This is a genomic window from Cupriavidus taiwanensis (genome assembly GCF_900249755.1).
GTDB lineage: Bacteria > Pseudomonadota > Gammaproteobacteria > Burkholderiales > Burkholderiaceae > Cupriavidus > Cupriavidus taiwanensis_D.
The window spans coordinates 2,290,740-2,313,533 of record NZ_LT976854.1 but is presented as its reverse complement, the minus strand read 5'-3'; the positions used below and the strand labels follow the sequence as shown (position 1 = coordinate 2,313,533).

Genomic DNA, 22,794 nt, shown 5'->3' with positions numbered 1-22,794 from the left:
TTCAGCCGCTCAGCCCTTCAACCGTTCAGCCGCCAAGCAACCAGCCGCACGCGCCGGCCAGTCCGATCAGCGCCACGCCGGGCAGCAGGCGCTGCACCGCGCGCGGCGCGTAGGACAGGCCCAGCGCCACCGCGATGGCACTGGCCGTCATCATGCCCAGCCACGACACCGTGCCCAGCGGCCCACCCTGCGCGGCGATATGCAGTCCCCACGCCAGCGCCAGCGCCAACGCGCCGGCCAGGCGCATGCGCGCCACCGCGCCGCGCGACGGCATGCTGCCGCGGCCATGGATGTCGGCATGGTGCCGCTCGAGCGACAGCGCCAGCGCGGCAAACCCGGCCAGCGACAGCGCGAACGCAGCGAGCGCGTTCATGCGGCCTCCTGCGTGCCGGCGGCAACGTTGCGCGGGCGCGATGGCAGGCGTGCGGCCGCCGGTTGCCGACGGCCTGTGATCCACGCCGCGACGCCCAGCGCCACGCCAAGCGCCAGCGACACCAGGTCGAAGCCGGCCACGGCTGCCGGCCCGCGTCCCTGCAGCAGGGTCACGCCCAGATGCGACGCGGTGGTCAGCGCATTGAGCAGCGGGATGCTGCCGAACAACACCGCGCCCGCCCACAACTGCGCGCGCCACATGCCGCGCGTGGGCCGGCACAGCGCCAGCAGCGCGCACGCGGCCCAGGCCATGAAGAAGCAACGGATCTCGGCCTCGGGCCGCTGCGCCATTGCCACCGGCAGCAGGCGGTTAGCCCAGAAGTAGCTGGCAAAGGCCACCGGCAGGCCCGCGATCGCGCCGAGGTTGAGCGCCTCGACCAGGCGCAGGCCAAACCCCGGCCGCCCGCGCGCAGCGATCGCCCTGGCCTGCTGCTGGCGCGTGCGCACCGCCCACAGGATGGCGCCGGTGGCGACCATGGCGGTGCCGGCCAGCCCGCACAGGAAGAACAGCGCGCGCAAGCCCGGTGCCGCAAAGCCGGCGATATGCAGGCCAGTCATCACGCTGCGCGTCAGTTCGGCGGCGGACTTGTCCTCGGCGTACGCGCCAAGCAGGGCGCCGCTGGCACCGGCGAATTCCAGCGCGGGCGGATCGTGCGCGAGCGTATCCGGCTCGGCGCGGGTGATCGTCACGGTCGCGTTGGCATCGCCCGGCAGGCTCACCACGATGCGGCGCACCTGCCCGCCCTGCCATGCGCGCACGGCCTGCGCCATCATCTCCGGCACGCTCGCCAGCGGCGCGGCCGTGCCCGCGGCCTTAGGCGGCAGCGGGCGCAGCCCGGTCTGCGCCTGGAACGCGCGCTGGTCGCCCCCGTATGCCGCCTCGACGCCCCACGGCATATACATGAACAGCAGCGTCACCAGCCCGGTGTAGGTGATCATCAGGTGGAACGGCAGCGGCAGCACCGCCAGCGCGTTGTGCGCATCGAGCCAGGAACGCTGGCCCTTGCCGCGCCGGAACGTGAAGAAATCGGCAAAGATGCGGCGATGGGTGATCACGCCGCTGACGATCGCCACCAGCATGAACATGGCGCAGAACCCGGCGATCCAGCGCGCCCACTTGGCCGGCATGTAATGCAGGTCGAAGTGCAGCCGGTAGAGGAATTCGCCGCCGCGGGTCTCGCGCGCGGCTGCCAGCGGCGCGCCGGTGGCCGGATCGAGCAGGCGCGTGTCGAAGCGGCGCGGCTTGCCGTCGGCATCGCGCGGCGCCTGGCCCGGCTTGTAGGTCCACAGCACGTTGACCGTGTCGCGCCGCGCATCCGGCAGCGTGATGAACCAGCGCGCGGCATCCGGGGCTTCATGCTGCAGATAGCGCAACGCGTTCCGTGCCATCTGCGCCGGCGGCACCTGCGCGGCATCGGCCGGCGCGGTGCGATGCAGCTCCGGCCGCATCCACAGCGAGATCTCTTCCTTGTAGTAGCTGGCGGTGCCGCCGCAGAACATCAGGAACAACACCCAGCACACCAGCAGGCCGCTCCAGGTGTGGAGCCATGCCATCGACTGCCTGAATCCCGCGCGCATCACGCCCCCCGCCCGAGCGCCAGCATGGCCGCCAGCAGCGCGGCCGGCAGCGCCAGGCCAGCGCACGCGCGCCAGGCGCTACGCACCGCAAACACCCAGACCGCCGCGCCGGCATAGATGGCGAACGACAGCAGCGTCGCCGTGGTCACGGCATCGTGCCGCGCCATCGGCAGATAGAGCGCGAGCACCGCGGTGGCCAGCGCCGCCAGCGCATAGCCGCCGGCAATGGCGGCGACGGCGCGCGCGCCCACGCCCGCGCGATAGCGCCACCCGCTCGCCGCGGACGCCTTGCTCATGCCGGCACCCGCGGCGCCGCGCGCCCGGCGGCATCACCGGCGCCAGCGGCGTGGGCGACGAAACAAGGGCGGCGAGGCAGGACGAGGACGGCGGACATGGGGCGATGCAGGCTGGGAATCGTCACGAATGATAACAATTCGCATTATCGATCTCAAGGTAATCGCTGGCTGGCGCCGACCCGCCCCCGATTAGATCATCAATATTTTTGAATAACAATGACAATGCATGTCGCCTGAAAGACGCCGGGCGCTCGCTATAGTTCTGCACATGCAGCGCAACACGCCAAACAGCGCTGGCCGCAAACAATCAACTATTTTGAATCGCCCAGGAGAAAATCATGTCGAACGCCAAGCTTGAAGTACTGACCCCGCGCAACAGCCAGCTGATCTTCATCGACCACCAGCCGCAGATGGCCTTCGGCGTCCAGTCGATGGACCGCCAGCTCATGAAGAACAACGTGATCGGACTGGCCAAGGCAGCCAGCGTGTTCGACGTGCCGACCATCATCACCACGGTCGAGAGCGATTCGTTCTCGGGCTACACCTACCCGGAATTGCTGGATGTGTTTCCCGGCAAGCAGACGCTGGAGCGCACTTCGATGAATTCCTGGGACGACCAGAAGGTGCGCGATGCCCTGCAGGCCGCGGGGCGCAGGAAAGTGGTGGTCGCCGGGCTGTGGACCGAAGTCTGCAACACCACCTTCGCGCTGAGCGCGATGCTGGAAGGCGACTACGAGATCTACATGGTGGCCGACGCCTCGGGCGGCACCAGCAAGGAAGCGCACGACTACGCCATGCAGCGCATGGTCCAGGCCGGCGTGGTGCCGGTGACGTGGCAGCAGGTCTTGCTGGAGTGGCAGCGCGACTGGAAGAACCGCGACACCTATGACGCCGTGATCGACATCGCCAGGGAACACTCGGGCGCCTACGGCATGGGCATCGACTACGCCTACACCATGGTGCACAAGGCGGCGCAACGCACCGCGACGCCGCACGAGTCGATCGCCCCGGTCCACGCGCCGGTGATCGAGCGCTGATCCGCGCGGCCGGCATCTGACAGGAGATCCCACCATGAACCCAAGCCGAAGCCTCGCCCATGGCGCGCTGCTGCTCGCATGCTGGCTCGCCGTCGGCACCTCCAGCCTGGCCGCCGCGGCCATCGTCGCACAGACGCTTGGCTGAGCGCCGGGCGTGCCGCCGGCAGCAAGATCAAGCGGGCTGTCTCACCATGAGACAGCCCGCTGCACGGCTTACGCATAGGCGCCGTCGAGATACGGATCGACGCTGCGCGCCGGATCCGCCGAGACGCCGCTGCGGTCGAGCCCGGCCACGGAACGGGCGCCGTCGGTGTAGGGGGCGACGCTGCGCGCACCGTCGCTGAACGGATCGACGCTGCGGGCGCCGTCGCTGTACGGGCTGCGCGGCGCCTGGACCGAGCGCGCGCCTTCGCTGTACGGGTCGCGGGCATCGACCACGGCGCGAGCGCCATCGGTGAACGGGTCTCGTGCGCCTGCGGCAGAGAGGCTGGCGGCCTGGGCGCCGGCAGCGGCGGCAGCGAGAGCGATGGCGAAGACAAAGCGGCGGGCGATCTGGGTGGTCATGATCGGTTTCCTTAAGTTCACGTTGAGGGTTGAGCGGGCCGGCTTTCGCTTTCGGGTATCCGACGCCGCGGCCACGGAACGTATTTAAGGAGACCGGTGTATCGGCCATGTAGCCGATGCGGGCCGCCTTTGTCAGCCGCCGTGTCGGACGTGGGGCGGGATACAAGGCAGTACAAAGTCGAAGGCAGCCCGCAGGCCGTCGAGCTGGCTAGCCTGCCACCGCGCCCTGGCCTTCGCCCAGCCCCAGGCGCACTGCCTCGTCACGCAGGCTGCGCACGAACGCGTGCACGACCTCGCCGGCCCCGCCCTGGCGCCATACCGCGCCCACCGGCCCGAACGATTCGGCGTCGGCCACGGGCAGCACGCGCAGCAGGCCCAGCGCTTCCAGGTGGCGCGCCATGGCGCCGGAACAGACACCGATGTAATCGGTGCCGCGCAACACCGCTTCCAGCGTCAGCACGGAACCGGTTTCCACGCGCGGCTGCAGCCCGGCCGCGCCCCGCTCGAGCAGCACCGTGTCGAGCCGGGTCCGCATCAGCGTCTCGCGCGGCGGCATGACCCACGGGAAAGCGAACAGGTCACGCCAGGCGATGCGCTGGCGTCCGGCCAGCGGATGATGCCGTCCCACCACCACGCCGATACCATCCTCGAACAGCACCTCGTGCGCCAGGTGGGGGCCATAAGCGCGTGCGTCGATGGAGCCGACGATGACGTCGTAGTCGCGTCGCTCGAGCCGCTCCAGCAAGGTATTGAAGACGCCTTCCGTGACCTCGATCTGCACGTTGGGCTGCGCCTGCTGGAAGCTGACGATGGCGCGCGGGACTAGGTGAGCCACGCCGGCAAAGACAGTGCCCACATGCAGCCGTGCCACCGCGCCCTTGGCAATCGAGCCCAGCTCTTCATGCGCGCGCGACACCTCGCCCAGCACGCGCACCGCCAGCTTGCGCACCGCGTCGCCAGCCGGCGTGAGCTGCAGCCGGCGCCCGCGCACCAGCAGCCGCGCGCCTGCCAGCGCTTCCATCTCGCCCAGCCAATGCGACATCGCCGACTGCGTCATATGCAGCCGTTGCGCGGCAGCGGACAGCGTCCCGGCATCGAGCAGGATCAGGAAGGATTCGAGATGCCGCATGCGCAACCGGCGCGCCCAGGCCACGCGGTCTGAAGGTTCTGCCATGAGTGTTTACTAATACATCTATCGGAACAATTCACTGGCGCTCATGGTAAGCCAATTCAATAATGCGCAGGAGTTCCCGGGCTTTCTCGACTTCCTCACATTGTTCTCAGGCTTTCCACCTATGAAGAAACTCTCAGTTGTTTCGTACCTGGCCGTGGCTGCGGCCGGCCTGGGCCTGGCCCTGCCCGCCTGGAGTTGCGGCGAAGCGGGATCGACCCGGCCGATCCGCCTGGTGGTATCCCAGCAAGCCGGCGGCAGCACCGACACCATCGCCCGCATGTGGGCCGAGCATGCCGGAAAGGCGCTCGGCACCACCGTGGTGGTGGAGAACAAACCCGGCGCCGGCGGCGTCATCGCCGCCAAGTCGGTGCTGGCGCAACCCGCGGACGGCTGCACACTGTTCCTGGCCGGCGTGTCGCAGATGGTGCTGAACAAGTTCGCCTACGCCCCACTGGCCTATTCGCCCGAGAAGGATTTCACGCCGGTCGCGACGCTGACCAACGTGCCGTTCGTGCTGGTGGCCAACCCGCAGACCGGTTTGCGCACGCTGGACAGCCTGGCCGAAGCGGCGCGCGCCAAACCCGGCGCGATCAACTTTGCCTCGTCCGGGCTCGGCAATTCGACCCACCTGGTGGTCGAGATGCTGCTCAAGCAGCGCGGCCTTCGCATGACCCACGTCCCCTACAAGGGTGAACCTGACGGCGTCATTGCCACCGTCTCGGGCGAAACCCAGGTGATGGCGCCGGTGCTCAGCACCGCGTTGCCGCAGATCCGCGCCGGCAAGCTGGTGCCGCTGGTGGTGTTCGCCGCGAAGCGCGTGCCGGACCTGCCTGACGTACCGGCAGCGCCCGAGATCGGCCTGAAGGGTTTCGAGGACATCGGCTGGTCGGGCATCGCCGCCAGGGCCGGCACGCCGTCCGCGTCGATCCAGCGCATGCACGCGGCCACGCAGAAATTCCTGTCGGATCCCGTGGTCGTCGACAAGCTGCGCGCGATGCAGGTCACGCCGATGCCGGGCCCGGTCGGCAAGCTGGCCGAGCTGACGGTACGCGACACGGCCAAGTGGAAGGACGCCATTGGCGACCTGAACCTTCGCGCCAACTGAAGCCCACAACCCTTGATCCCGAGGCAACAATGAAAAAAGGCATGGTGGTCTGCCCGCAGCCCGAAGCGGCGGAAGCAGGCATCGAAATCCTGCGGGCCGGCGGCAACGCGGCGGACGCCGCGGTCGCCTGCGCGTTTGCCCAGACCGTGGTCGATCCGCTGATGTGCGGCATCGCCGGGTTCGGCACCGCCGCGGTGTATATGCCGTCGCACCAGGCGCATGAGTACATCGATTTCCACGCCACCGCACCGGCGCGCGCCACGCCGGACATGTGGGCCGACAAGCTCGAAGGCGAGGCGCGCGACGGCTTCGGCTTCTTCGTGAAGGACCGGCTCAACGACATCGGCTACCAATCGATCGCCACGCCGGGCACGCTGCGTGGGCTGGAGGCGATTCACCGCAGCTACGGCAGGCTGCCCTGGCAGGAAGTCATCGCGCCGGCGATCCGCTGGGCGCGCGACGGCTATTTCGTGCGACCGGGGATGTATGCGTTCTGGACCGATGCGGCCACGCTGGGCCGCGCCAGCAACCTGGAACGGCTCGCGTACAGCGCCGATGGCCGGCGCCTGTATTGCCGCGAAGACGGATCACCCAAGACCATCGGCACGCCGCTGCGCAATCCCGACTTTGCGGACACCCTCGAGCAGATCGCACGCGAGGGCGCGGATGCTTTCTATCTGCATGATATCGCCGGGCGCATCGTCGCCGACATGGAGGCCAATGGCGGCCTGCTGTCGCGCACGGACCTGGGGGACTACCGGGTCGAGCGCACCGCGCCGTTGACCGGCACCTATCGCAACCGCACCATCACCACCAACCAGCCGCCGGGCGGCGGCGTGATGCTGATCGAGATGCTAAACATCCTCGAGCGATTCGACCTGGCGCAGATCGGCCACAACACGCCGGAATACCTGCGCATCGTCTGCGAGGCGATGAAGGCAGCCACGCGCGACAAGGACCTGCACGTCGGCGATCCGGCCTTTGTCGACGTGCCGCTGGCGCGCCTGCTCGACAAGGGCTATGCCGGCGAACTGGCCGCGCGCATCGTCGCCGGCGACAAGGTCGACGTTGCCCGCGTCAATCCCGGCCATGTGGTACCGCGCGATACCACGCACCTGTCGGTAGTCGATGGCGAGGGCAACTGCATTGCGCTGACCCATTCGCTGGCAATGCCTTCGGGCGTGATGACGCCGGGGCTTGGCTTCCTGCACAACGGCTGCATGGGCGTCTTCGATCCGCGCCCAGGCCGCGCCGGAAGCATCGCGCCGGGCAAGCGGCGCTTCACTTCGTCCTGCCCTTCCATCGTGTTCCGCGACGGCAAGCCGGAGATCGTGCTAGGCGCGCCGGGCGGCACCCAGATTGCCATGGGAGTGCTGCAGACGATCCTGAACGTGGTGGATTTCGGCATGGCGATGCAGCCGGCCGTGTCCGCACCGCGCTTTTCGTCGACCAGCAATGCCATCGACGTGTGCAACCGGATTCCGCGCTACCTCACCGCGCAGCTGGAAGCGCAAGGCTATGAGGTGATTCGCAATCCGTATAACTACACGATCGCCTGGGTGCATGCGATCCGGTTGGTGAACGGGGAACTCGATGGCGGGGCGGATCCCGGGCGGGACGGGGTGGCCCTGGAGACGGAGGTTGCCTGAGGACGCGCGCAACCCGGAAATCCTGCCACCCCCGAAAATTTTTCTTGTAATGAGATCGATTCCCATTTACTATTCGATCACTGCCTGACGCACGGCGCATCGAACCAAGCACCGGACGGCGCAGGCAGACCGGCCAGGCTGGCACCTCGCGGCACGCGACGGCGACCAGCGCTGGCAGGCAAGACAGATTTCCGGATGCCGCCCCCGCGGCCTTCGACACCGACTTTTGTGGGGACCGCTCCGTCACGCGGAGCGTTTGGTAGTAGCCAGTCTCCGGAAGATCGGGAAAGCAACCAGACCCCGCTTTCCCGATCGCGTCTTCCGGCGGCAAGCCAGGCCATCTTTTTATTCCGCGCGCCGTGCAGGCACGTCGCGCCGCCAGGGACGAGGGCGCCAGCGCCCGGCCGGCCCTGGCGCTTCCCGCCTGAAATTCCGCCAAGCCACTGACGCCGTGCCCCGTGCGGCGCCAGGCCGGGCGCCGCCCTGACTGCGGGGCGCCAGCCGCAGCATGCCTATGCCATCCGCCATGTCATCCGAGAGCACCAACCCGATCCATCTCAAGCGCGCCGGCCTGAAGGCCACCTCGCCGCGGATGCGCATCCTCGAAGTGTTCCGAACCAGCGCCAGGCGGCACCTGAGCGCGGAAGACGTCTACCGCATCCTGCTGACCCAGGACGAGGATGCGGGGCTGTCGACGGTGTACCGCGTGCTGAACCAGCTGGTGCAGGCCGATATCCTGCTGCGGCACAGCTTCGAGTCCGACCACGCCGTATTTGAACTGAACGAAGGCGGTCACCACGACCACCTGATCTGCGTGGCATGCGGCCGCGTGGAGGAATTCCGCGACGAGAGCATCGAGCAGCGCCAGCGCCAGGTCGCCGCCGACAACGCCTTCGTGCTGCGCGAGCATATGCTGGTGTTGTATGGCGTGTGCCCGCAATGCCGTGCCGACGCCGCCGACGCGGAACGCGTGCCGGAACTGCCGGCCAGCGCCTGAGCGCTGCCCCCGCCGTCCCTGCCGTCCCCCGCCGCATCCTGCGCGCCTGACGGAGCCATCCATGGAGCGCCTGACCAAACCGCTATCCGAACTGAAGCACCTGATCAACCTGTGCCTGCGCCAGGAGCCCGGCTGCCAGGACTGCCAGCTGCGCGCGGTGTGCGTGCACCGTCCCGACCACACCGGCTGCAACTGGAGCGCCGAAGTCGATTTCCCCGAACGCAGCGAAGCCGACGCCGTGCGTCACTGGCGCCAGGCGCGCCGGGTGGTGATGCTGGTGCGTGAGCAGTACAACGTGGGCACCGCGGCGCAGGCCTGAGCCGGCCGCGGCGGTCAGATATCGAGCTGTGCTGCCGTGATGCCGAGCGCCGCGGCAATCCGCTCACGCGAGGTCTTGCGCAGCCGCTCACTGTTTTCCTGCTGCGCGTAGGCGGGCTGCGAAATGCCGAGCCGCGCGGCAACTTCCGCCTGGGTCAGGCCAAGATGTTCGCGCCAGGCGCGCAGCGGGGGCACATCGTCGGCCAGCACGCGCCGGACCACGGCATGCGGGATCAAGTTTCCGGCTTGCGCAAATTGCGTGAGGTAATCGCCGTAGGGGATCACGACAAAGGCCGGCTTGCCGTCCGCGCCGACGATGGTCTGGATGTTAACTGGCCCGAATCAACGGTCGACGGCAGCGCCGGCAGTCTGTCTGCTTCCGGTTTCCCTTGCAGCCCCCGGCCGCAGCACCAGCCAGACCGCCATCCCGATCAGCGCGCCGCCGGCGGCATGCGCCCACGACAGGGCCTCGCCCAGGAACAGCGCGCCCCAGGCAATGCCGAACGGCGGGATCAGGAACGTCACCGTCAGCGAGCGCACCGGGCCCAGGTCGGCGATCAGACGGTAGTACAGGATGTAGGCCAGCGCCGTGCACAGCGTGCCCAGCCCCAGCATGGCCGCCCAGACGCCGGCCCCTGCGTCGGGCAGCGTGTTGTGGCGCCACAGCGCGGCGATGCAGAAAGGCAGCAGGAACGCGGCCGCGCCGACCAGGCTGCCGGCCGCCACCAGCCGGCTGTCCAGCCCGCCGCGCTGCGTGATCCAGCGCCGCGCCAGAAAACCCGACAGGCCGTAGCACGCCGTGGCGAACAGGCAAGCCAGCGCGCCCAGCAGGACCTCCGTGGAAAACACCACCGGCCCGGTGCGGGTCAGCACCGCGGCGCCCGCCACGCCGAGCAACACCCCCAGTGCTTTTGCGCGGGTCAGCGGCTCCGCAAAGGCGATCGCGCCGATCACCACCCCCATCAGCGGCGTCATGGCATTGAACACCGCCGAGTAACCGGCCGGCAGCCACAGCGCCGCCACGGCATACATCACGAACGGCACGCCGGAGTTGACCACGCCCAGCGCCAGCACCGCCGGCCATTTGCCTTGCATGTCCCAGCGCAGCCCCAGCAGCGGCAGGCACGCCGCCAGCGTCAGCGCGCCGACCAGCACGCGCACGAAGGCCGTCGGCATCGGCCCCAGCACCGGCGCGCCGATGCGGATGAACAGGAAGCTGGCGCCCCACAGGGCGGCGAGGGCCAGCAAGCGGAACAGGTCGAGGGGTTTCATCGGACAGGCGGGGGGCCCCGCCGGCAAGGTGAGCAATGCCGCATTGGACGCCGGTGCGGCGCGGACCGCAAGCCGGATTCGGACCTGTGCCCCCGTTCCGACGCTTGCCGACGCGAGAAGGCCAATGGCGATTCCGCTCTGTTGACAGATCTACCTGAGAGTTGGGGGCCGTTTAGGCCACAATGTCCCAAAAAAACATCACTTCCTTTCCATGGCCTTTCATCATCACCCCCCGCAGGAGGGGACGCGCGCCCGGCGCGTGACAATCCGCATTCGATTAAATTAAAATCTGGTCTGCGCCAGAGTTAATTGACCCCTCCGACGCATTCCCGACAAGCCGCCAGGCCTCCTGGCGGCTTCTTTTTTTGCTCCGGTAAAATGCGTGCTGCCCGCGCACCGGCGGGCGAAGGTCCCTTGATAGGCGGTGCTGCGGCGCCGCCGGCGTCACACCGCCAGCATCGCGCGTCAACCGGCGCGGCGCCGGCCGCGTTGCCAACTCACATGAAACGACAGTTTTTGGGCCTGCTGGCCCGCGTCTACGTCCTGCAATTCGCGCTGGAAGTCCCCGCCACGGTGGCCATGCTGGCCGACATGCTGCTGGAATACGGCTTCCAGGTCGATATCGGCTCGGTGCGCCCGCTGCTGCGCGCGCTGCAAATGGAAGGCTACCTGGAAAGCGTGCTGCGCGACGGCATCGGCCGGGTCTACCTGCTGACCGAACGCGGCCGCGAAGAGCTGCAGGCCAGCCGCCAGCGCATCGACGAACTCTACCGCCGCCTGCACGCGGGCCTTCCCGCGACCGACGACGCGCAACGCTCGGCCTGAGCAGGCCCGGCACCGCTGCCGCGGCGCCGCCAGCGTACCCGTTTCTGCGGGCTGCCAGGATCACCGCGGCGCCCGGCCCAACCGCCTTACTTCTTCTCCGCCTTCCCTTCGTAGCGCTTGCTCCATTCGGCCAGGATGCGGTCGCGGTTGTCGCTGGCCCAGCGGAAATCGTTCCTGATCAGGCGCTTTTCGTAGTCCGCCGGCAGCAGCGCGTCGGGTTTGGCGATGCCGGGCACGGCCAGCACCGCGAAGTTCTTCTCATACAGCGCCATCGCCTCGCGCGACGCCGAGAAGTCGGCCAGCTTGCGCGCCGCGTCGAGTTGCTTCGTGCCCTTGACGATGGCGGTGGCCTCGATGTCCCAGCCCAGGCCCTCGCTGGGCAGCACGATATCGATCGGCGCCCCTTCCTTCTTCGACTTCAGGGCGCGGTACTCGAACGCGATGCCGATCGGGAACTCGCCCTGCGCCGCCATCTTGCACGGCTTGGAGCCCGAGTGCGTGTACAGGCCGATGTTCTTGTGCAGCGCGTCCATGTACTGCCAGCCCTTCTGCTCGCCCATCATCTGCAGCCAGGCGCTGACGTCGAGGAAGCCCGTGCCGGACGAGGCCGGATGCGGCATCACCACCTTGCCGGCATAGACCGGCTTGGTCAGGTCGGCCCACGAGGTGGGCCTGGGCAGGCCCTGCTTCTGTGCCTCCACGGTGTTGAAGCAGATCGCCGCGCCCCACACGTCCATGCCGACCCAGGCCGGCGGGTTGGCCTGGCTGCGGTACTTCGCATCGATCGCGGCCAGGTTCTTCGGCGCATACGGTTCCAGCATGCCTTCCTTGTCGAGGATCGCCAGGCTGGAGCCGGCCAGGCCCCACACCGCGTCGGCGCGCGGCGCGGCCTTTTCCGCCAGCAGCTTGGCGGTGACGATGCCGGTGGAGTCGCGCACCCACTTGATCCCGATCTCGGGATGCGCCTTTTCGAACGCGGCCTTGTAGGCGGCGATCTGGTCGGCCTCGAGCGCGGTGTAGACCGTCAGCACAGTGGCGGCGGCGGCGTGGCCGGCGAGCAGCGGCAGCGTGGCGGCCACCGCGGCCATTGCCGCGGAAATGCCGGTGATGCGGATGCGGGACATGGGTTCTCCTTTGGAATCGGTCAGGGTTGCGAAAGCAGCGGAACGGCAAGCATGGGACGGGCTCAGTGGGACAGGCTCAGCCGGCGCGCCAGCGCTGCGCGGCGGTGGTGGCGGGCATCATGCGAACACCCGCAGCGCCGGCGCGGGCAGTGCAATCCAGAACTTGTGGCCGCCCGCCTCCGGCAGCCGGTGCCGCGCCTCGCGCGCGACGTCGGCAAACAGGGTCAGGCCGGGCAGGCGGTCGGCTTCCAGCGCCAGCCGGTAGCGGTTGCCGAGGTAGGTCTGGTCGACCATGCGCGCCAGCAGCCGGTTGGGCTCGACGGGGTCCGGGTCCAGCCGCACGGCTTCCGGGCGGCAGCACAGCCTGCCGGCGCCGGCCACCGGCTGCGGCACGTCGACCAGCAGCTCGAGCGCCTGGCTGCCCTCTCCCACCGTGAAGTGCCCGGCCGTCGCGCTGTGCCCGGGCAGCCAGTTGGCCTGCCCGACAAAGCCGGCGACAAAGGCCGACGCCGGCTGCTCGTAGATCTCGGCGGGCGTGCCGGCCTGCACGATGCGCCCGCCGTCCATCACGGCGATGCGGTCGGCCATGGTCATGGCCTCTTCCTGGTCGTGCGTGACCATCACCGTGGTGATGTTCAGGCGGCGCTGCAGCTGGCGCAGCTCCGCGCGCAGGTGCTCGCGCACGCGCGCGTCGAGCGCCGACATCGGCTCATCCAGCAACAGCAGCGACGGCGCCGGCGCCAGCGCGCGGGCCATCGCCACGCGCTGCTGCTGGCCGCCGGAGAGTTGCCCCGGGTACTTGCGTTCGCTGCCGGCCAGGCCGACCAGGTCGAGCATCTCGGCCACGCGCGCATCGCGGTGCGTGCGCCCCATGCCGCGCCCGTGCAGGCCGTAGGCGACGTTCTGCGCCACGGTCAGGTTGGGAAACAGCGCATAGGACTGGAACAGGATGCCGTAGTCGCGCGCCTGCGGCGGCAGCCCGGTCAGCTCGCGCGCGCCGGCGTGGATGCGGCCGGCGTCCTCGCGCTCGAGGCCGGCGATGATGCGCAGCAGCGTGGTCTTGCCGCAGCCGGACGGGCCCAGCAGGCACAGCAGCTCGCCCTGCCCGACCGACAGCGACACGCCGTCCAGCGCAACAAAGCCGCCCGAGCCGCCCGAGCCGCCCGAGCCGCCGAAGCGCTTGCTGACCTGCTCCACGGCCAGGAACGCCCTGCCCTGCGTTGGCTTGCCTGCCTGCATCGCCGAATCTCCCTGCCTCTCGATCGAACCAGCCGCCAGCATAGGCAGCGCAGATGCCAGCCATATGGCAGATCGGCAAAGGTTTTCGATGGAGGTATCGGGGGATTTGGGATGCGGCGGGCGCTTCGGCACGCGCTCCAGCGGGCCGCGGCGATCAGGCCTGTTGCGCGGCGGACGGCGCCGGGACGCGCGGGATCTCTGGCACCGCCAGCGGCTTGCTTAGCACCTCACGCAGCGCCTGCTGCGGCACGCCCTGGCTGAACAGGAAGCCCTGCAGCCCGTCGCACCCCTGCGCGCGCAGGAAGGCATACTGCGCCGCGGTCTCGACCCCTTCGGCGATCACCTTCAGGTGCAGCTGGTGGCCGAGCGCGATGATGGCCGCGGCGACGGCCTGGTCGTGGCCGGGCGTGGCCACGCCGTCGATGAAGGACTTGTCGATCTTGAGCCGGCTGATCGGCAGCCGGGTCAGGTAGTTGAGCCCCGAGTAGCCGGTGCCGAAATCGTCGATCGACAGCCCCACGCCCAGTTCGCGCAGCCGGCGGAAGGTCTCGATGGTGGTCTCGCCGCCGTCGACCAGGATGCCCTCGGTGACTTCGATCACCAGCCCCTGCGGCGGCAGTCCGGCCTGCTGCAGGCAGCGCGCCACGGTGTCGGGAAAGTTGGCCTGGCGCAGCTGCAGCGGCGAGATATTGACCGCGACCTCGAGCTCGCGGCCCAGTTCCGTGCGCAGCGCCTGGATCTCGCGGCAGGCGGTGGCCAGCGTCCATTCGCCCAGCGGCACCACCAGGCCGCTCTGCTCGGCAATGGGGATGAACTCGGCCGGATGCATGACGCCGCGCTCCGCGGTCTCCCAGGTGATCAGCGCCTCGACGCCGGGAATGGTCAGCGTGGCGGCATCGACGATCGGCTGGTAGCGCAGCCGGAACTCGTTGCCGGCCAGCGCGCGCCGCAGCAGGCCTTCGATGGTGAAGCGCGCCAGCGAGGCCTCGGCCATGGCGCTGGCAAAGCGGCACAGCTGCGCGCGCCCGCTCTGCTTGGCGGCGTAGACCGCCGAGTCGGCGGCCTTGAGCAGCTCGGTCAGCGTGTCGCCGTCGTCGGGAAACACCGCCATGCCGATCGACGGCGTCACGCGCAGGCGCTGGCCGCCGGCCAGCAGTTCTTCATTGACGCGCGTCTGGATCTTGGCGGCGATCAGTTCGGCTTCGCTGTCGTGGCGCAGGCCGCCCAGCACCACGCCGAACTCGTCGCCGCCCATGCGCGCCACCAGGTCGCCCTGGCGCACCGTGCCCTTGAGGCGGTCGGCCATGGTGCGCAGCACGTCGTCGCCGACCGGGTGACCGAGCGAATCGTTGATGCGCTTGAAGTGGTCCAGGTCGAGCAGCAGCAGCGCCACGCGCTCGCCGCGGGTGCGCGCCTGCAGCAGCAAGGCCTGGGCGCGCTCGCTCAGTTCGGCGCGGTTGGGCAGGCCGGTCAGCGGATCGTGCAGCGCCAGGTGGCGGATGTACTCGTCCACGCGCAGGCGCTCGGTCAGGTCATAGCCGATCGCCTGGTAGCCAGGCGCGGCATTGTCGGCAGTCATCCCGGCGGACACCCCGGCGGGCGACGGCGCGGGCAACGCGGACACCGCCAGACGCACCGGCATGCGCGAGCCGCCCTTGCGCACCCAGGTCCATTCGCGCTCATCGGTCAGCCCAAGCCGCGGCTTGGCCAGCAGTGCGGGCAGCCCGGGCGGCACCGGCGCACCCAGCTCGGCGCTCAGCGCGCGTGCGTGATCGGCCAGTTCGGCGGCGACATGCAGGCCGGTCATGGGCATGCGGCCGACCAGTTCGGCGCTGCTGTACCACAGCATGCGCTCGCCCGCGGGGTTGATGCCGGTGATCAAACCGTGCTCGTCGAAGGTGATGACGCAGAAGGCGGCGTGCTCGAGCAGCCCGGCATAGCGCGCGGCCTGCATCGCGGCGTCGGCCTGCGCGTGCCGCTCGGGCGCGAGGTCGGTCACCGCCCACAGCCAGTGGCACGTGGCGCTGTCGCCGGCGGGCAGGCGCGCGGCGCCGACGCGCAGCGCAAAGCGGTCGCCGTTGGCGCGCACGCCGGCCAGTTCGCGGTGGATCGCGGAACCCGCCGCGGCGTCGGCGGGGACCACGCCGGTGGCGCCGGGAACCAGCGCGTCCAGGCTGCGGCCGGCCAGGCGCGCGGCCTCGGTGCCGAACAATTGCCCGGCGCGCTCGCTGGCGCGCACCACCACGCCGTGCGCATCGGTGACGAGGAAGCCATCGGCGGACTGCGCCAGGCAGGCCTGCAGCATGGCGCTGTCGTCTTCCCAGGCGTGCACCGCCTGCGCCTCGCGCTGGCGCGCGGCGCGGCCCTGGCGCGCCAGCGCATGGGTCAGCCATGCCAGCAGCAGCGTCGCCAGCGCACCGATGGCCGGCACCAGGTAAGCGGGCCGCGGGCCGTGCGCGGCTTCAAAGGCGGGACGCGTGGCGGCGCGCAGCGTCCAGGTACGGCCGCCGTACTGGAACTGGCGCTCGCCGCGCAGCAGCGGCGCGCTGCCGTCTTCGCGCCGCTCGCCTTCGGTGGGGCCGCCCGACAGCAGCACCCCGGCCGCGGCGGGGCCGCCCTCGTGCAGCGACAGTTCGAGTTCGTTCGCGGCCGAGGCCCCGACCGCGCGCATCAGGTCGCCCAGCCGCAGCGACAGGTAGACGTAGCCCAGCACGGCTTCGCGCCGCTGCGCCACGGTGCTGACCGCGGCGCCGCCATAGACCGGCAGGAACAGCACCGCGCCGCGCTGGCGCGGCGCGGCCCCGGTCTCGCCGAGCGGGTCCAGGCCGGCGCTCAGGCGCGGCTCGCCGCTGTCGCGGGCGGCTTCGAGCGCGGCCCGGCGGGCGGGCTCGGACAGCATGTCGAAACCCGCGACGCGCATGCTGCGCCCGTCGAGCGGATCGATGTAGAGGATGGGCGCGTACAGCGCGCGCGCGCCGGCGGGGTGGATGCGGTAATCGGCGAGGCCGTCGGCGCGCGCGGCCTGCTCCAGCTGGGGTACCTGCTGCGGCGTGGCGAGCGGCGCGTAGCCGATGGCCTGGGTGCCGGCGGGCAGGTCGTCGCGCTGCGCGGTATAGAGATAGTTGCGCCATTGCGCGCGCGAGGTGCCGGGGTTGGCCGTCATCACCGCGGCGACGCCGCGCAGCAGCCGTTCGTTGTCGAGCATGCGCTCGCGCAGCGCGCTGCCGGCTTGCGCCAGCAGCGCGTCGAAATGCTGCTGGGCGGCGCGGCGCTCGAGCCGGTCGGCGTGCAGCCATGCCCCCGCCGTCAGCAGCACGCCGCCGGCCGCGACCAGCAATGACAACAGGGCGGGAGAAAGCGAAGTCGGTCTCATGGTCGGTCGGTTCCGGCATGCGGCAGGAGCACGCGCCCTGCGCAGGCATGCCGCCATGCGGCCAGCCCTCGCCTTAGCGGGGGACTATACCGTGGCGCAGGCGGCGCGCACAGCCCCGCCGCGGCATGGCCACAGGCGCGGGGAAATGCCCGATGCCCCGCCAAGGCAGGGGTATGGTAGGGTTGTACCCGAGACTCGACCTGCAGTTTGCGACCAAGCCTGCAATGTTCCTCGCTTGCCTTGCGCCCCCACTGCACCCGACATGCACGTCTACACGCCCACGCTGAAAGCGCGCATCGCGATCATCACCACCGTGCTGGCCGCAGTGTTCGGCACCGGCATCGTCCTGATCGCCCTGTATGACGCGCACAGCGATCTGCACGATGCGCTCGAGGGCCAGCAGGATTCCGTGGTCAAGCTGACCGCCAACCAGCTCGACACGGCCATGAACGACCGTATCCAGCTGCTGTCGCACCAGGCCGGCCAGCTCGGCGGGCTGATGGCGCAGGCGCACGGCGCGCAGGCCACCGCGGTGCGGCAGCGGGCGCTGCAGACACTGTCCGCCGCGATCCCGGTGCCGGCGGCGTTCAACGCGCTGCTGGTCGTCGACCAGCACGGCTACGTCCTCAGCAACCAGGGCGCCGGTGCCGAGGTGCGCGACCGCGCCTACTTCCGCGAGGCGGCGCGCACGCTGGCGCCGGTGGTATCGCCGCCGATCCGCTCGCGCACCACCGGCCAGATGGGCGTGCTGGTGGCGGTGCCGGTGCTGTCGCCGCAGCGCAGCTTCGTGGGCCTGGTGGGCGGATGGCTGGACCTGTCCAGCGCCAACTTCCTGGTCGACATCCTGCACAACCGGCTCGGCACCACCGGCTACTACTGCCTGGTATCGGCCGGGCGCGAGCCGGTCTACGTGCGCCATCCCGATCCCGCCCAGGCGCGCCAGCCGGCACGGCCGTTGGCCGATACCTGCGGCGAGGACGACAGCCCCGCGCTGCTCGAATTCCTGACGCCGGCGCGGCCGGTGATTGCGCGCTACCTGATGTCGAGCACCGGCTGGGAACTGGTGGCGTTGCTGCCGGCGCGCGAGGCCTATGCCCCGCTGCGCCAGATGCAGCAGCGCTTTCTCGGCATGGCGGGGGTGGCGATGGCCGGGGTGGCGCTGCTGATCTGGCTGGCGGTGCGGCGCCAGCTGGCGCCGCTGTCGCGCCTGCACCGCGTGGTGCTGGCCAGCGCCAACGACCTGTCCGCGTTCGAGCGCCTGCCCACGCGCCAGCAGCGCGACGAGATCGGCGACCTGACCCGCGCCTTCATCAAGCTGATGCGCGACGTGCGCGAGCGCCGCCAGGCGCTGGACCGCAGCGAACGGCGGCTGCGCGCCGTGACCGACACGCTGCCGTCGCTGCTGGCCTTCGTCGATACCGAAGCGCGCTATGTGTTCAACAACCTTGCCTACGAGCGCGTGTTCGGCCTGAAGCCCGAAGAGCTGCGCGGCAGGCCGATGCGCGAGGTGCTGGGCGAGGCCCGCTTCGCGCGCGTGCGGCCGTTCCTGGAACGCGCGCTGGCCGGCAGCGCGGTGACCTTCGAGACCGAGGACGATGGCCCCGAATACCACTGCATGGAAACCAGCCTGCGTCCGGAATGGAGCGCCGACGGCAGCGAAGTGGTGGGCGTGCATGTGCACGTGCAGGACATCACCCAGCGCAAGCTGGAAACGCAGCGCCTGGCGCGCATGTCGCGCACCGACCACCTGACGCAGCTGCTCAACCGCAGCGCCTTCGAGGGCCAGCTGCACGCGGCCATGGCGCGCAGCCGCGAGCACGGCACGCTGATGGCGCTGCTGTATCTCGACATGGACCGCTTCAAGGCGGTCAACGATATCCACGGCCACGCCGCCGGCGACCTGCTGCTGCAGGACTTTGCGCAGCGCGTGCGCCAGTGCGTGCGCGAGGGCGATACCGTGGCCAGGCTGGGCGGCGACGAGTTCGCCGTGGTGCTGGAAGACCTGCCGCAGCCCGGCGCGGCGCGCCGGGTCGCGCAGGCGATCCTGCAGGCGATGGACGTGCCGTTCAGCTTCGAAGGCGTGCAGGCCGACGTCGATGTCAGCATCGGCGTGGCGCTGTACTGCGGCGGCGCGGCGCAGGACCACGAACTGATGCGGCTCGCCGACGTGCTGCTATACCGCGCCAAGGGCGCGGGCCGCGGCCGCTACGAGATCGGCCCGCCGGAACTGGCGGACCAGCCGGCCCCGCAGCACGCGGGGCCGCCCGCGGCTCAGTGAAGCGTGCCGGCGGGCTTGTCCGGCACCGCGCCGGCCGCGCCGTCGGGCTCGAACGGCACGTGGCGGCCGTCGCTGGACTGGTAGCCAAGCTGGGCGTCGGCGCCGAGCATTTTTTCCCAGGCGATCATGGCCTGGGCGACGGCCTCGGGCGCGCCCTTGAACACCACCACGTCGTTGCCGCAGCCGGGGCATTCGCCGCCGAACACCGCGTCGATGCCGGGCAGGCCCGGCACGTCGAGCGCGTCGAACTGCGCGAACGCGGTCTTGCAGTGGCCGCAGACCAGCTGGGCCGGGCGCAAGGCCTCGATCTTTGCGCGTGCCTGTGCCGCACGCTCTTCGGGGGTACCCCGCCGTTTCGCCTCGCCCATGATGTCCTTCCTTCCCCGTGCTGCCGGTGTGTGTGTGTTTGCAGCGGCCGGCCGGTCTGGCCGGTGCCGTGCCTGTTAGATGCGCAATGCGGGCCGGTGGTGCCCGGACCGTGATGCAGGTGACGGCCGCAATGCCTGCGTGCCGGTACCTGCCACGTTGCGCCGGTGACGCGCCTACCCGGCATTGTAACCAGCACGGCGCAGCAAATACCGGGCCGACAGGAAGCGGCAGCGCCTGCTATTGTGGATAACGATGCCCCGTGCGGCCGCGCATGCGTCGCTTGCCGCACCGCGGGCATGCCGGTGCCATCCACCTACCCCCAAAGGAGGACGTTCCATGATGCGACCCAACGTGCAGGAAAACGCCGCCCGCTACGCCGACTGCATTGCCGCCTGCAATGCCGCGGCGGCGGCCGCTCTCAAGTGCGCGGCCGCGTGCCTGGAGGAACAGGACGTGCGCAAGATGGCGCGCTGCATTGCGCTGGACATGGATTGCGCCGGCATCGCCCAGCTGGCCGCGTCCTACATGCTGCGCAACAGCGAGTTCGCGCCGCTGGTGTGCGAGGACTGCGCCGAAGTCTGCAAGTGGTGCAAGGAGGAATGCGAGCGCCATGACGCCGAGCATTGCCAGGAATGCGCGCGCGCCTGCGCCGCCTGCATGGAGCAGTGCCTGAAAATGACGGCGTAGCGCAAGCGCCGCCCCGCTTCTGCCCTGCTTCAGCTGCGCTCAATCTCCGCCGGGCGCTGCGTCCGCCAGCGCGACGAAGGCATCGATCAGCCGCGCGCCGCGCCGCTCGCGCAGGCAATACAGGTATTCGTGCAGGCACGGCGCAGCATCGGTGAAGCCCAGCACGCGCAGGTCAGGATGGCTCGGCACCTCGTGCCGGGCGATCACCGATACCCCCAGGTTGCGGATCACCGCTTCGCGGATCGATTCGCGGCTGCCGATTTCCATCTGCGCCATCGGGCTGACGCGCGCCTGCGCCAGCATGTCTTCGGTGGCGATGCGCGTGGTCGATCCCAGTTCGCGCATCAGCAGCCGGCAGTCCGCCAGCGCGCTGACCGGCACCTCGGTCCGCGCGGCCAGCGCATGGCTGCGATGCACCACCAGCCTCAGCGGATCGATCCCCAGCAGCATCCGCGACAGCCGCGCATCGTCAACGCGCTGCGACGAGGTGGCGAGGTCGACGCGGTATTCCTGCAGCGCCTCCAGCACCTCCTGCGAGTTGCCGGTGACCACGCTCACGTCGATGGCCGGGAAGCGGTCGCTGAAGCGGCGGATCAGTTCCAGCACGTAGTAAGGGGCGGTCGCGCCCACGCGCAGGCTGCCGGTGCGCAGGTCGCCGGAATGGCGCAGGAAGAAGTCGATCTCGGTTTCCTGCTGCACCAGTGCCTCGACCCGCGGCAGCAATGCCAGCCCGGCGTCGGACAACGCCAGCCGGCGCCCGCCGCGATGGAACAGTTCCACGCCGTAGGCCTCTTCCAGCGCGCGGATCTGCGCCGTGATGGTCGGCTGCGACAGCCCCAGGCGCTTGGCCGCCTGCGTGACGCTGCCGATGCGGGCCACCATGAAGAAGGATTTGAGCTGGGCGATGAGCATGCGAGGTGGATATCCCCGGAACGGGCCGCGAACGCCGGCAACGCGGCAAGACGGCGGGGCGCGGCGCCCGCCATGGCGAAGCGGTATTCTAATGGACCGCACCCTATCCTCCGGCCCAGCCGCCCGCTCGCATTGAGAAGGAGTCAGCCCATGCCTGCCCCGTCCACCGCCGCCACCCGCATCGAAAAAGACAGCCTGGGCGACGTGCCCGTGCCCGCCGACCACCTGTGGGGCGCGCAGACCGAACGCTCGCGCCAGAACTTCCGCATCGGCACCGAGAAGATGCCGCCCGCGCTGATCGAGGCGTTTGCCATTCTGAAGCTGTGCGCGGCGCGCGCCAACGGCGAACTGGGCGTGCTGCGGCCCGAGCTGGCGCACGCCATCGAGCAGGCCGCCGCCGAGGTCATCGAAGGCCGCTGGCCCGATGAATTCCCGCTGTCGGTCTGGCAGACCGGTTCCGGCACGCAGACCAACATGAACCTGAACGAGGTCATCGCCAACCGCGCGATCCAGTTGCTGGGCGGCGAGGTCGGCAGCAAGACCCCGGTGCATCCCAACGACCACGTCAACGCCAGCCAGTCGTCCAACGACAGTTTCCCCACCGCGATGCACATCGCCGCCACGCGCGCGATCCGGCAGGAACTGCTGCCGGCGCTGGAGCAGCTGCAGCAGACCTTCGCGCGCAAGGTCGACGCCTTTGCCGATATCGTCAAGGTGGGCCGCACCCACCTGCAGGACGCGGTGCCGCTGACGCTGGGGCAGGAGTTCTCCGGCTACATGACGCAGGTCGCCGATGCGCAGTCGCGCCTGCAGCAGGCCATGCTGCGCGCGATGCCGGTGGCGCAGGGCGGCACCGCGGTGGGCACCGGCCTGAACGCGCCGCACGGCTTTGCCACGGCCTTTGCGCGGGCGCTGGCCGACTACACCGGCCTGCCGTTCGAGCCCGCGCCCAACCGCTATGCGCTGCAGGCCGCGCACGACGCGCTGGCGGATTTGTCCGGCGCGCTCAACACCACCGCGTCGTCATTCCTGAAGATCGCGCGCGACTTCATGCTGCTGGGCTCCGGTCCGCGCGCCGGCTTTGCCGAGCTGGTGCTGCCGGCCAACGAGCCGGGCTCGTCGATCATGCCGGGCAAGGTCAACCCGACCCAGGCCGAGGCGCTGGCGATGGTGTGCTGCCGCGTGATCGGCAACCACACCACGGTGACGCTGGCGAACGGGCTGGGCACGCTGGAGCTGAACGCGTACAAGCCGGTGATCATTTACAGCCTGCTGCAGTCGGTCAGCCTGCTGGCGGGCGCGGCGTCGAGCTTTGCCGAGCATATGGTCGAGGGGGTCGAGGCCGACCGCGAACGCATCGCCGAACTGCTGGAGCGCTCGCTGATGCCGGTGACCGCGCTCAACCCGCATATCGGCTACGACCGCGCCGCGGAAATCGCCAAGCTGGCGGTCAAGCGCAACCTGTCGCTGCGCGAGGCCGCGATCGCGTCGGGGCATGTCACCGAGGCGCAGTTTGCCGAGTGGATCGACCTGAAGGGAATGACGCGCGAGGTATAGCGCCCGAG

21 protein-coding genes are annotated in these 22,794 nt (G+C 69.9%); 9 read left to right on the top strand and 12 right to left on the bottom strand.

The features are described 5' to 3' along the window. Positions 1–25: 25 nt before the first annotated feature. Genes CBM2594_RS25930 through CBM2594_RS25920 form a run of 3 tightly spaced genes read right to left on the bottom strand, consistent with a single transcriptional unit; the run spans position 26 to position 2,306 of the window. Positions 26–373, bottom strand: coding sequence for a DUF3325 domain-containing protein (locus CBM2594_RS25930; RefSeq protein ID WP_116359609.1), 348 nt, complete (start codon positions 371–373; stop codon positions 26–28). After that, entirely contained in the window at positions 370–2,010 is a 1,641-nt protein-coding gene (locus tag CBM2594_RS25925; protein WP_116359608.1) for a PepSY-associated TM helix domain-containing protein, read from the bottom strand. The genes CBM2594_RS25930 and CBM2594_RS25925 overlap by 4 nt, the downstream gene beginning before the upstream one ends. After that, the gene (locus CBM2594_RS25920) at positions 2,010–2,306 is read right to left on the bottom strand and encodes a DUF3649 domain-containing protein (RefSeq protein ID WP_116359607.1); all 297 of its coding nucleotides are present in this window, start codon (positions 2,304–2,306) and stop codon (positions 2,010–2,012) included. Before CBM2594_RS25920 ends, CBM2594_RS25925 begins: the two co-directional genes overlap by 1 nt. A gap of 338 nt (positions 2,307–2,644) precedes the next feature. On the opposite strand from CBM2594_RS25920, the gene CBM2594_RS25915 reads away from it, so the two are divergent. Continuing rightward, positions 2,645–3,343, top strand: coding sequence for a hydrolase (locus tag CBM2594_RS25915; RefSeq protein ID WP_116359606.1), 699 nt, complete (start codon positions 2,645–2,647; stop codon positions 3,341–3,343). A 213-nt stretch (positions 3,344–3,556) separates the two neighbouring features. Here the strand turns inward: CBM2594_RS25915 and CBM2594_RS25910 are convergent, their stop codons facing one another. Beyond that, the gene (locus CBM2594_RS25910; RefSeq protein ID WP_116359605.1) at positions 3,557–3,907 is read right to left on the bottom strand and encodes a hydroxyquinol 1,2-dioxygenase; all 351 of its coding nucleotides are present in this window, start codon (positions 3,905–3,907) and stop codon (positions 3,557–3,559) included. A gap of 208 nt (positions 3,908–4,115) precedes the next feature. Further along, positions 4,116–5,081 carry a LysR family transcriptional regulator gene (locus tag CBM2594_RS25905; protein ID WP_232346755.1) on the bottom strand — a complete coding sequence of 322 codons (966 nt, stop codon included), beginning with the start codon at positions 5,079–5,081 and terminating at the stop codon, positions 4,116–4,118. 121 nt (positions 5,082–5,202) lie between these two features. Here CBM2594_RS25905 and CBM2594_RS25900 point away from each other — a divergent pair, with 121 nt between their 5' ends. From CBM2594_RS25900 to CBM2594_RS25885, 4 genes are all read left to right on the top strand, one after another. Continuing rightward, entirely contained in the window at positions 5,203–6,186 is a 984-nt protein-coding gene (locus CBM2594_RS25900) for a Bug family tripartite tricarboxylate transporter substrate binding protein (protein ID WP_116359603.1), read from the top strand. 41 nt (positions 6,187–6,227) lie between these two features. Then, on the top strand, positions 6,228–7,835 hold the full coding sequence (ggt, locus tag CBM2594_RS25895; RefSeq protein ID WP_174078356.1) for a gamma-glutamyltransferase: 1,608 nt from the start codon (positions 6,228–6,230) through the stop codon (positions 7,833–7,835). 508 nt (positions 7,836–8,343) lie between these two features. Further along, entirely contained in the window at positions 8,344–8,832 is a 489-nt protein-coding gene (gene fur / locus CBM2594_RS25890) for a ferric iron uptake transcriptional regulator (protein ID WP_112776291.1), read from the top strand. A 61-nt stretch (positions 8,833–8,893) separates the two neighbouring features. Then, positions 8,894–9,151 carry a hypothetical protein gene (locus CBM2594_RS25885; RefSeq protein ID WP_116359601.1) on the top strand — a complete coding sequence of 86 codons (258 nt, stop codon included), beginning with the start codon at positions 8,894–8,896 and terminating at the stop codon, positions 9,149–9,151. A gap of 14 nt (positions 9,152–9,165) precedes the next feature. Here the strand turns inward: CBM2594_RS25885 and CBM2594_RS25880 are convergent, their stop codons facing one another. Then, positions 9,166–9,477 carry a helix-turn-helix domain-containing protein gene (locus CBM2594_RS25880; RefSeq protein ID WP_116359600.1) on the bottom strand — a complete coding sequence of 104 codons (312 nt, stop codon included), beginning with the start codon at positions 9,475–9,477 and terminating at the stop codon, positions 9,166–9,168. A gap of 15 nt (positions 9,478–9,492) precedes the next feature. Continuing rightward, positions 9,493–10,422, bottom strand: coding sequence for a DMT family transporter (locus tag CBM2594_RS25875; protein ID WP_116359599.1), 930 nt, complete (start codon positions 10,420–10,422; stop codon positions 9,493–9,495). Between the two features lie 501 nt (positions 10,423–10,923). Here CBM2594_RS25875 and CBM2594_RS25870 point away from each other — a divergent pair. Beyond that, positions 10,924–11,247, top strand: a complete 324-nt coding sequence (locus CBM2594_RS25870) for a PadR family transcriptional regulator (protein ID WP_116359598.1) — start codon at positions 10,924–10,926, stop codon at positions 11,245–11,247. A gap of 86 nt (positions 11,248–11,333) precedes the next feature. On the opposite strand, the gene CBM2594_RS25865 is transcribed toward CBM2594_RS25870, so the two are convergent. From CBM2594_RS25865 to CBM2594_RS25855, 3 genes are all read right to left on the bottom strand, one after another. Beyond that, positions 11,334–12,335, bottom strand: coding sequence for a putative 2-aminoethylphosphonate ABC transporter substrate-binding protein (locus CBM2594_RS25865; RefSeq protein ID WP_116359795.1), 1,002 nt, complete (start codon positions 12,333–12,335; stop codon positions 11,334–11,336). A gap of 153 nt (positions 12,336–12,488) precedes the next feature. Then, the gene (locus CBM2594_RS25860; RefSeq protein WP_116359794.1) at positions 12,489–13,610 is read right to left on the bottom strand and encodes a putative 2-aminoethylphosphonate ABC transporter ATP-binding protein; all 1,122 of its coding nucleotides are present in this window, start codon (positions 13,608–13,610) and stop codon (positions 12,489–12,491) included. A gap of 154 nt (positions 13,611–13,764) precedes the next feature. After that, entirely contained in the window at positions 13,765–16,983 is a 3,219-nt protein-coding gene (locus CBM2594_RS25855; RefSeq protein WP_116359597.1) for a bifunctional diguanylate cyclase/phosphodiesterase, read from the bottom strand. Positions 16,984–17,245: 262 nt separating this feature from the next. Here CBM2594_RS25855 and CBM2594_RS25850 point away from each other — a divergent pair, with 262 nt between their 5' ends. After that, on the top strand, positions 17,246–19,261 hold the full coding sequence (locus tag CBM2594_RS25850) for a sensor domain-containing diguanylate cyclase (protein ID WP_116359596.1): 2,016 nt from the start codon (positions 17,246–17,248) through the stop codon (positions 19,259–19,261). Here CBM2594_RS25850 and CBM2594_RS25845 read toward each other — a convergent pair. Next, positions 19,255–19,629 (bottom strand): hypothetical protein, encoded by a 375-nt coding sequence (locus CBM2594_RS25845; protein ID WP_116359595.1) that lies wholly within the window; start codon positions 19,627–19,629, stop codon positions 19,255–19,257. The two genes, CBM2594_RS25850 and CBM2594_RS25845, sit on opposite strands and share 7 nt — an antisense overlap. Positions 19,630–19,966: 337 nt before the next feature. On the opposite strand from CBM2594_RS25845, the gene CBM2594_RS25840 reads away from it, so the two are divergent. Continuing rightward, entirely contained in the window at positions 19,967–20,317 is a 351-nt protein-coding gene (locus tag CBM2594_RS25840) for a four-helix bundle copper-binding protein (RefSeq protein ID WP_116359594.1), read from the top strand. A gap of 39 nt (positions 20,318–20,356) precedes the next feature. On the opposite strand, the gene CBM2594_RS25835 is transcribed toward CBM2594_RS25840, so the two are convergent. Then, positions 20,357–21,229, bottom strand: coding sequence for a LysR family transcriptional regulator (locus CBM2594_RS25835; RefSeq protein WP_116359593.1), 873 nt, complete (start codon positions 21,227–21,229; stop codon positions 20,357–20,359). Positions 21,230–21,379: 150 nt separating this feature from the next. Here CBM2594_RS25835 and fumC point away from each other — a divergent pair, with 150 nt between their 5' ends. Further along, on the top strand, positions 21,380–22,786 hold the full coding sequence (gene fumC / locus CBM2594_RS25830; RefSeq protein WP_116359592.1) for a class II fumarate hydratase: 1,407 nt from the start codon (positions 21,380–21,382) through the stop codon (positions 22,784–22,786). Positions 22,787–22,794 lie beyond the last annotated feature (8 nt).

Bases quoted from the DNA above. Each gene is read 5' to 3' on its own strand.
- CBM2594_RS25900 (WP_116359603.1), top strand. From the start codon at position 5,203: ATGAAGAAACTCTCAGTTGTTTCGTACCTGGCCGTGGCTGCGGCCGGC.
- fur (WP_112776291.1), top strand. From the start codon at position 8,344: ATGCCTATGCCATCCGCCATGTCATCCGAGAGCACCAACCCGATCCAT.
- CBM2594_RS25855 (WP_116359597.1), bottom strand. From the start codon at position 16,983: ATGAGACCGACTTCGCTTTCTCCCGCCCTGTTGTCATTGCTGGTCGCG.
- CBM2594_RS25860 (WP_116359794.1), bottom strand. From the start codon at position 13,610: ATGCAGGCAGGCAAGCCAACGCAGGGCAGGGCGTTCCTGGCCGTGGAG.
- CBM2594_RS25840 (WP_116359594.1), top strand. From the start codon at position 19,967: ATGATGCGACCCAACGTGCAGGAAAACGCCGCCCGCTACGCCGACTGC.
- CBM2594_RS25875 (WP_116359599.1), bottom strand. From the start codon at position 10,422: ATGAAACCCCTCGACCTGTTCCGCTTGCTGGCCCTCGCCGCCCTGTGG.
- CBM2594_RS25910 (WP_116359605.1), bottom strand. From the start codon at position 3,907: ATGACCACCCAGATCGCCCGCCGCTTTGTCTTCGCCATCGCTCTCGCT.
- CBM2594_RS25850 (WP_116359596.1), top strand. From the start codon at position 17,246: ATGCACGTCTACACGCCCACGCTGAAAGCGCGCATCGCGATCATCACC.
- CBM2594_RS25845 (WP_116359595.1), bottom strand. From the start codon at position 19,629: ATGGGCGAGGCGAAACGGCGGGGTACCCCCGAAGAGCGTGCGGCACAG.
- CBM2594_RS25915 (WP_116359606.1), top strand. From the start codon at position 2,645: ATGTCGAACGCCAAGCTTGAAGTACTGACCCCGCGCAACAGCCAGCTG.
- ggt (WP_174078356.1), top strand. From the start codon at position 6,228: ATGGTGGTCTGCCCGCAGCCCGAAGCGGCGGAAGCAGGCATCGAAATC.
- CBM2594_RS25920 (WP_116359607.1), bottom strand. From the start codon at position 2,306: ATGAGCAAGGCGTCCGCGGCGAGCGGGTGGCGCTATCGCGCGGGCGTG.
- CBM2594_RS25835 (WP_116359593.1), bottom strand. From the start codon at position 21,229: ATGCTCATCGCCCAGCTCAAATCCTTCTTCATGGTGGCCCGCATCGGC.
- CBM2594_RS25885 (WP_116359601.1), top strand. From the start codon at position 8,894: ATGGAGCGCCTGACCAAACCGCTATCCGAACTGAAGCACCTGATCAAC.
- CBM2594_RS25925 (WP_116359608.1), bottom strand. From the start codon at position 2,010: ATGCGCGCGGGATTCAGGCAGTCGATGGCATGGCTCCACACCTGGAGC.
- CBM2594_RS25930 (WP_116359609.1), bottom strand. From the start codon at position 373: ATGAACGCGCTCGCTGCGTTCGCGCTGTCGCTGGCCGGGTTTGCCGCG.
- fumC (WP_116359592.1), top strand. From the start codon at position 21,380: ATGCCTGCCCCGTCCACCGCCGCCACCCGCATCGAAAAAGACAGCCTG.
- CBM2594_RS25865 (WP_116359795.1), bottom strand. From the start codon at position 12,335: ATGGCCGCGGTGGCCGCCACGCTGCCGCTGCTCGCCGGCCACGCCGCC.
- CBM2594_RS25905 (WP_232346755.1), bottom strand. From the start codon at position 5,081: ATGGCAGAACCTTCAGACCGCGTGGCCTGGGCGCGCCGGTTGCGCATG.
- CBM2594_RS25870 (WP_116359598.1), top strand. From the start codon at position 10,924: ATGAAACGACAGTTTTTGGGCCTGCTGGCCCGCGTCTACGTCCTGCAA.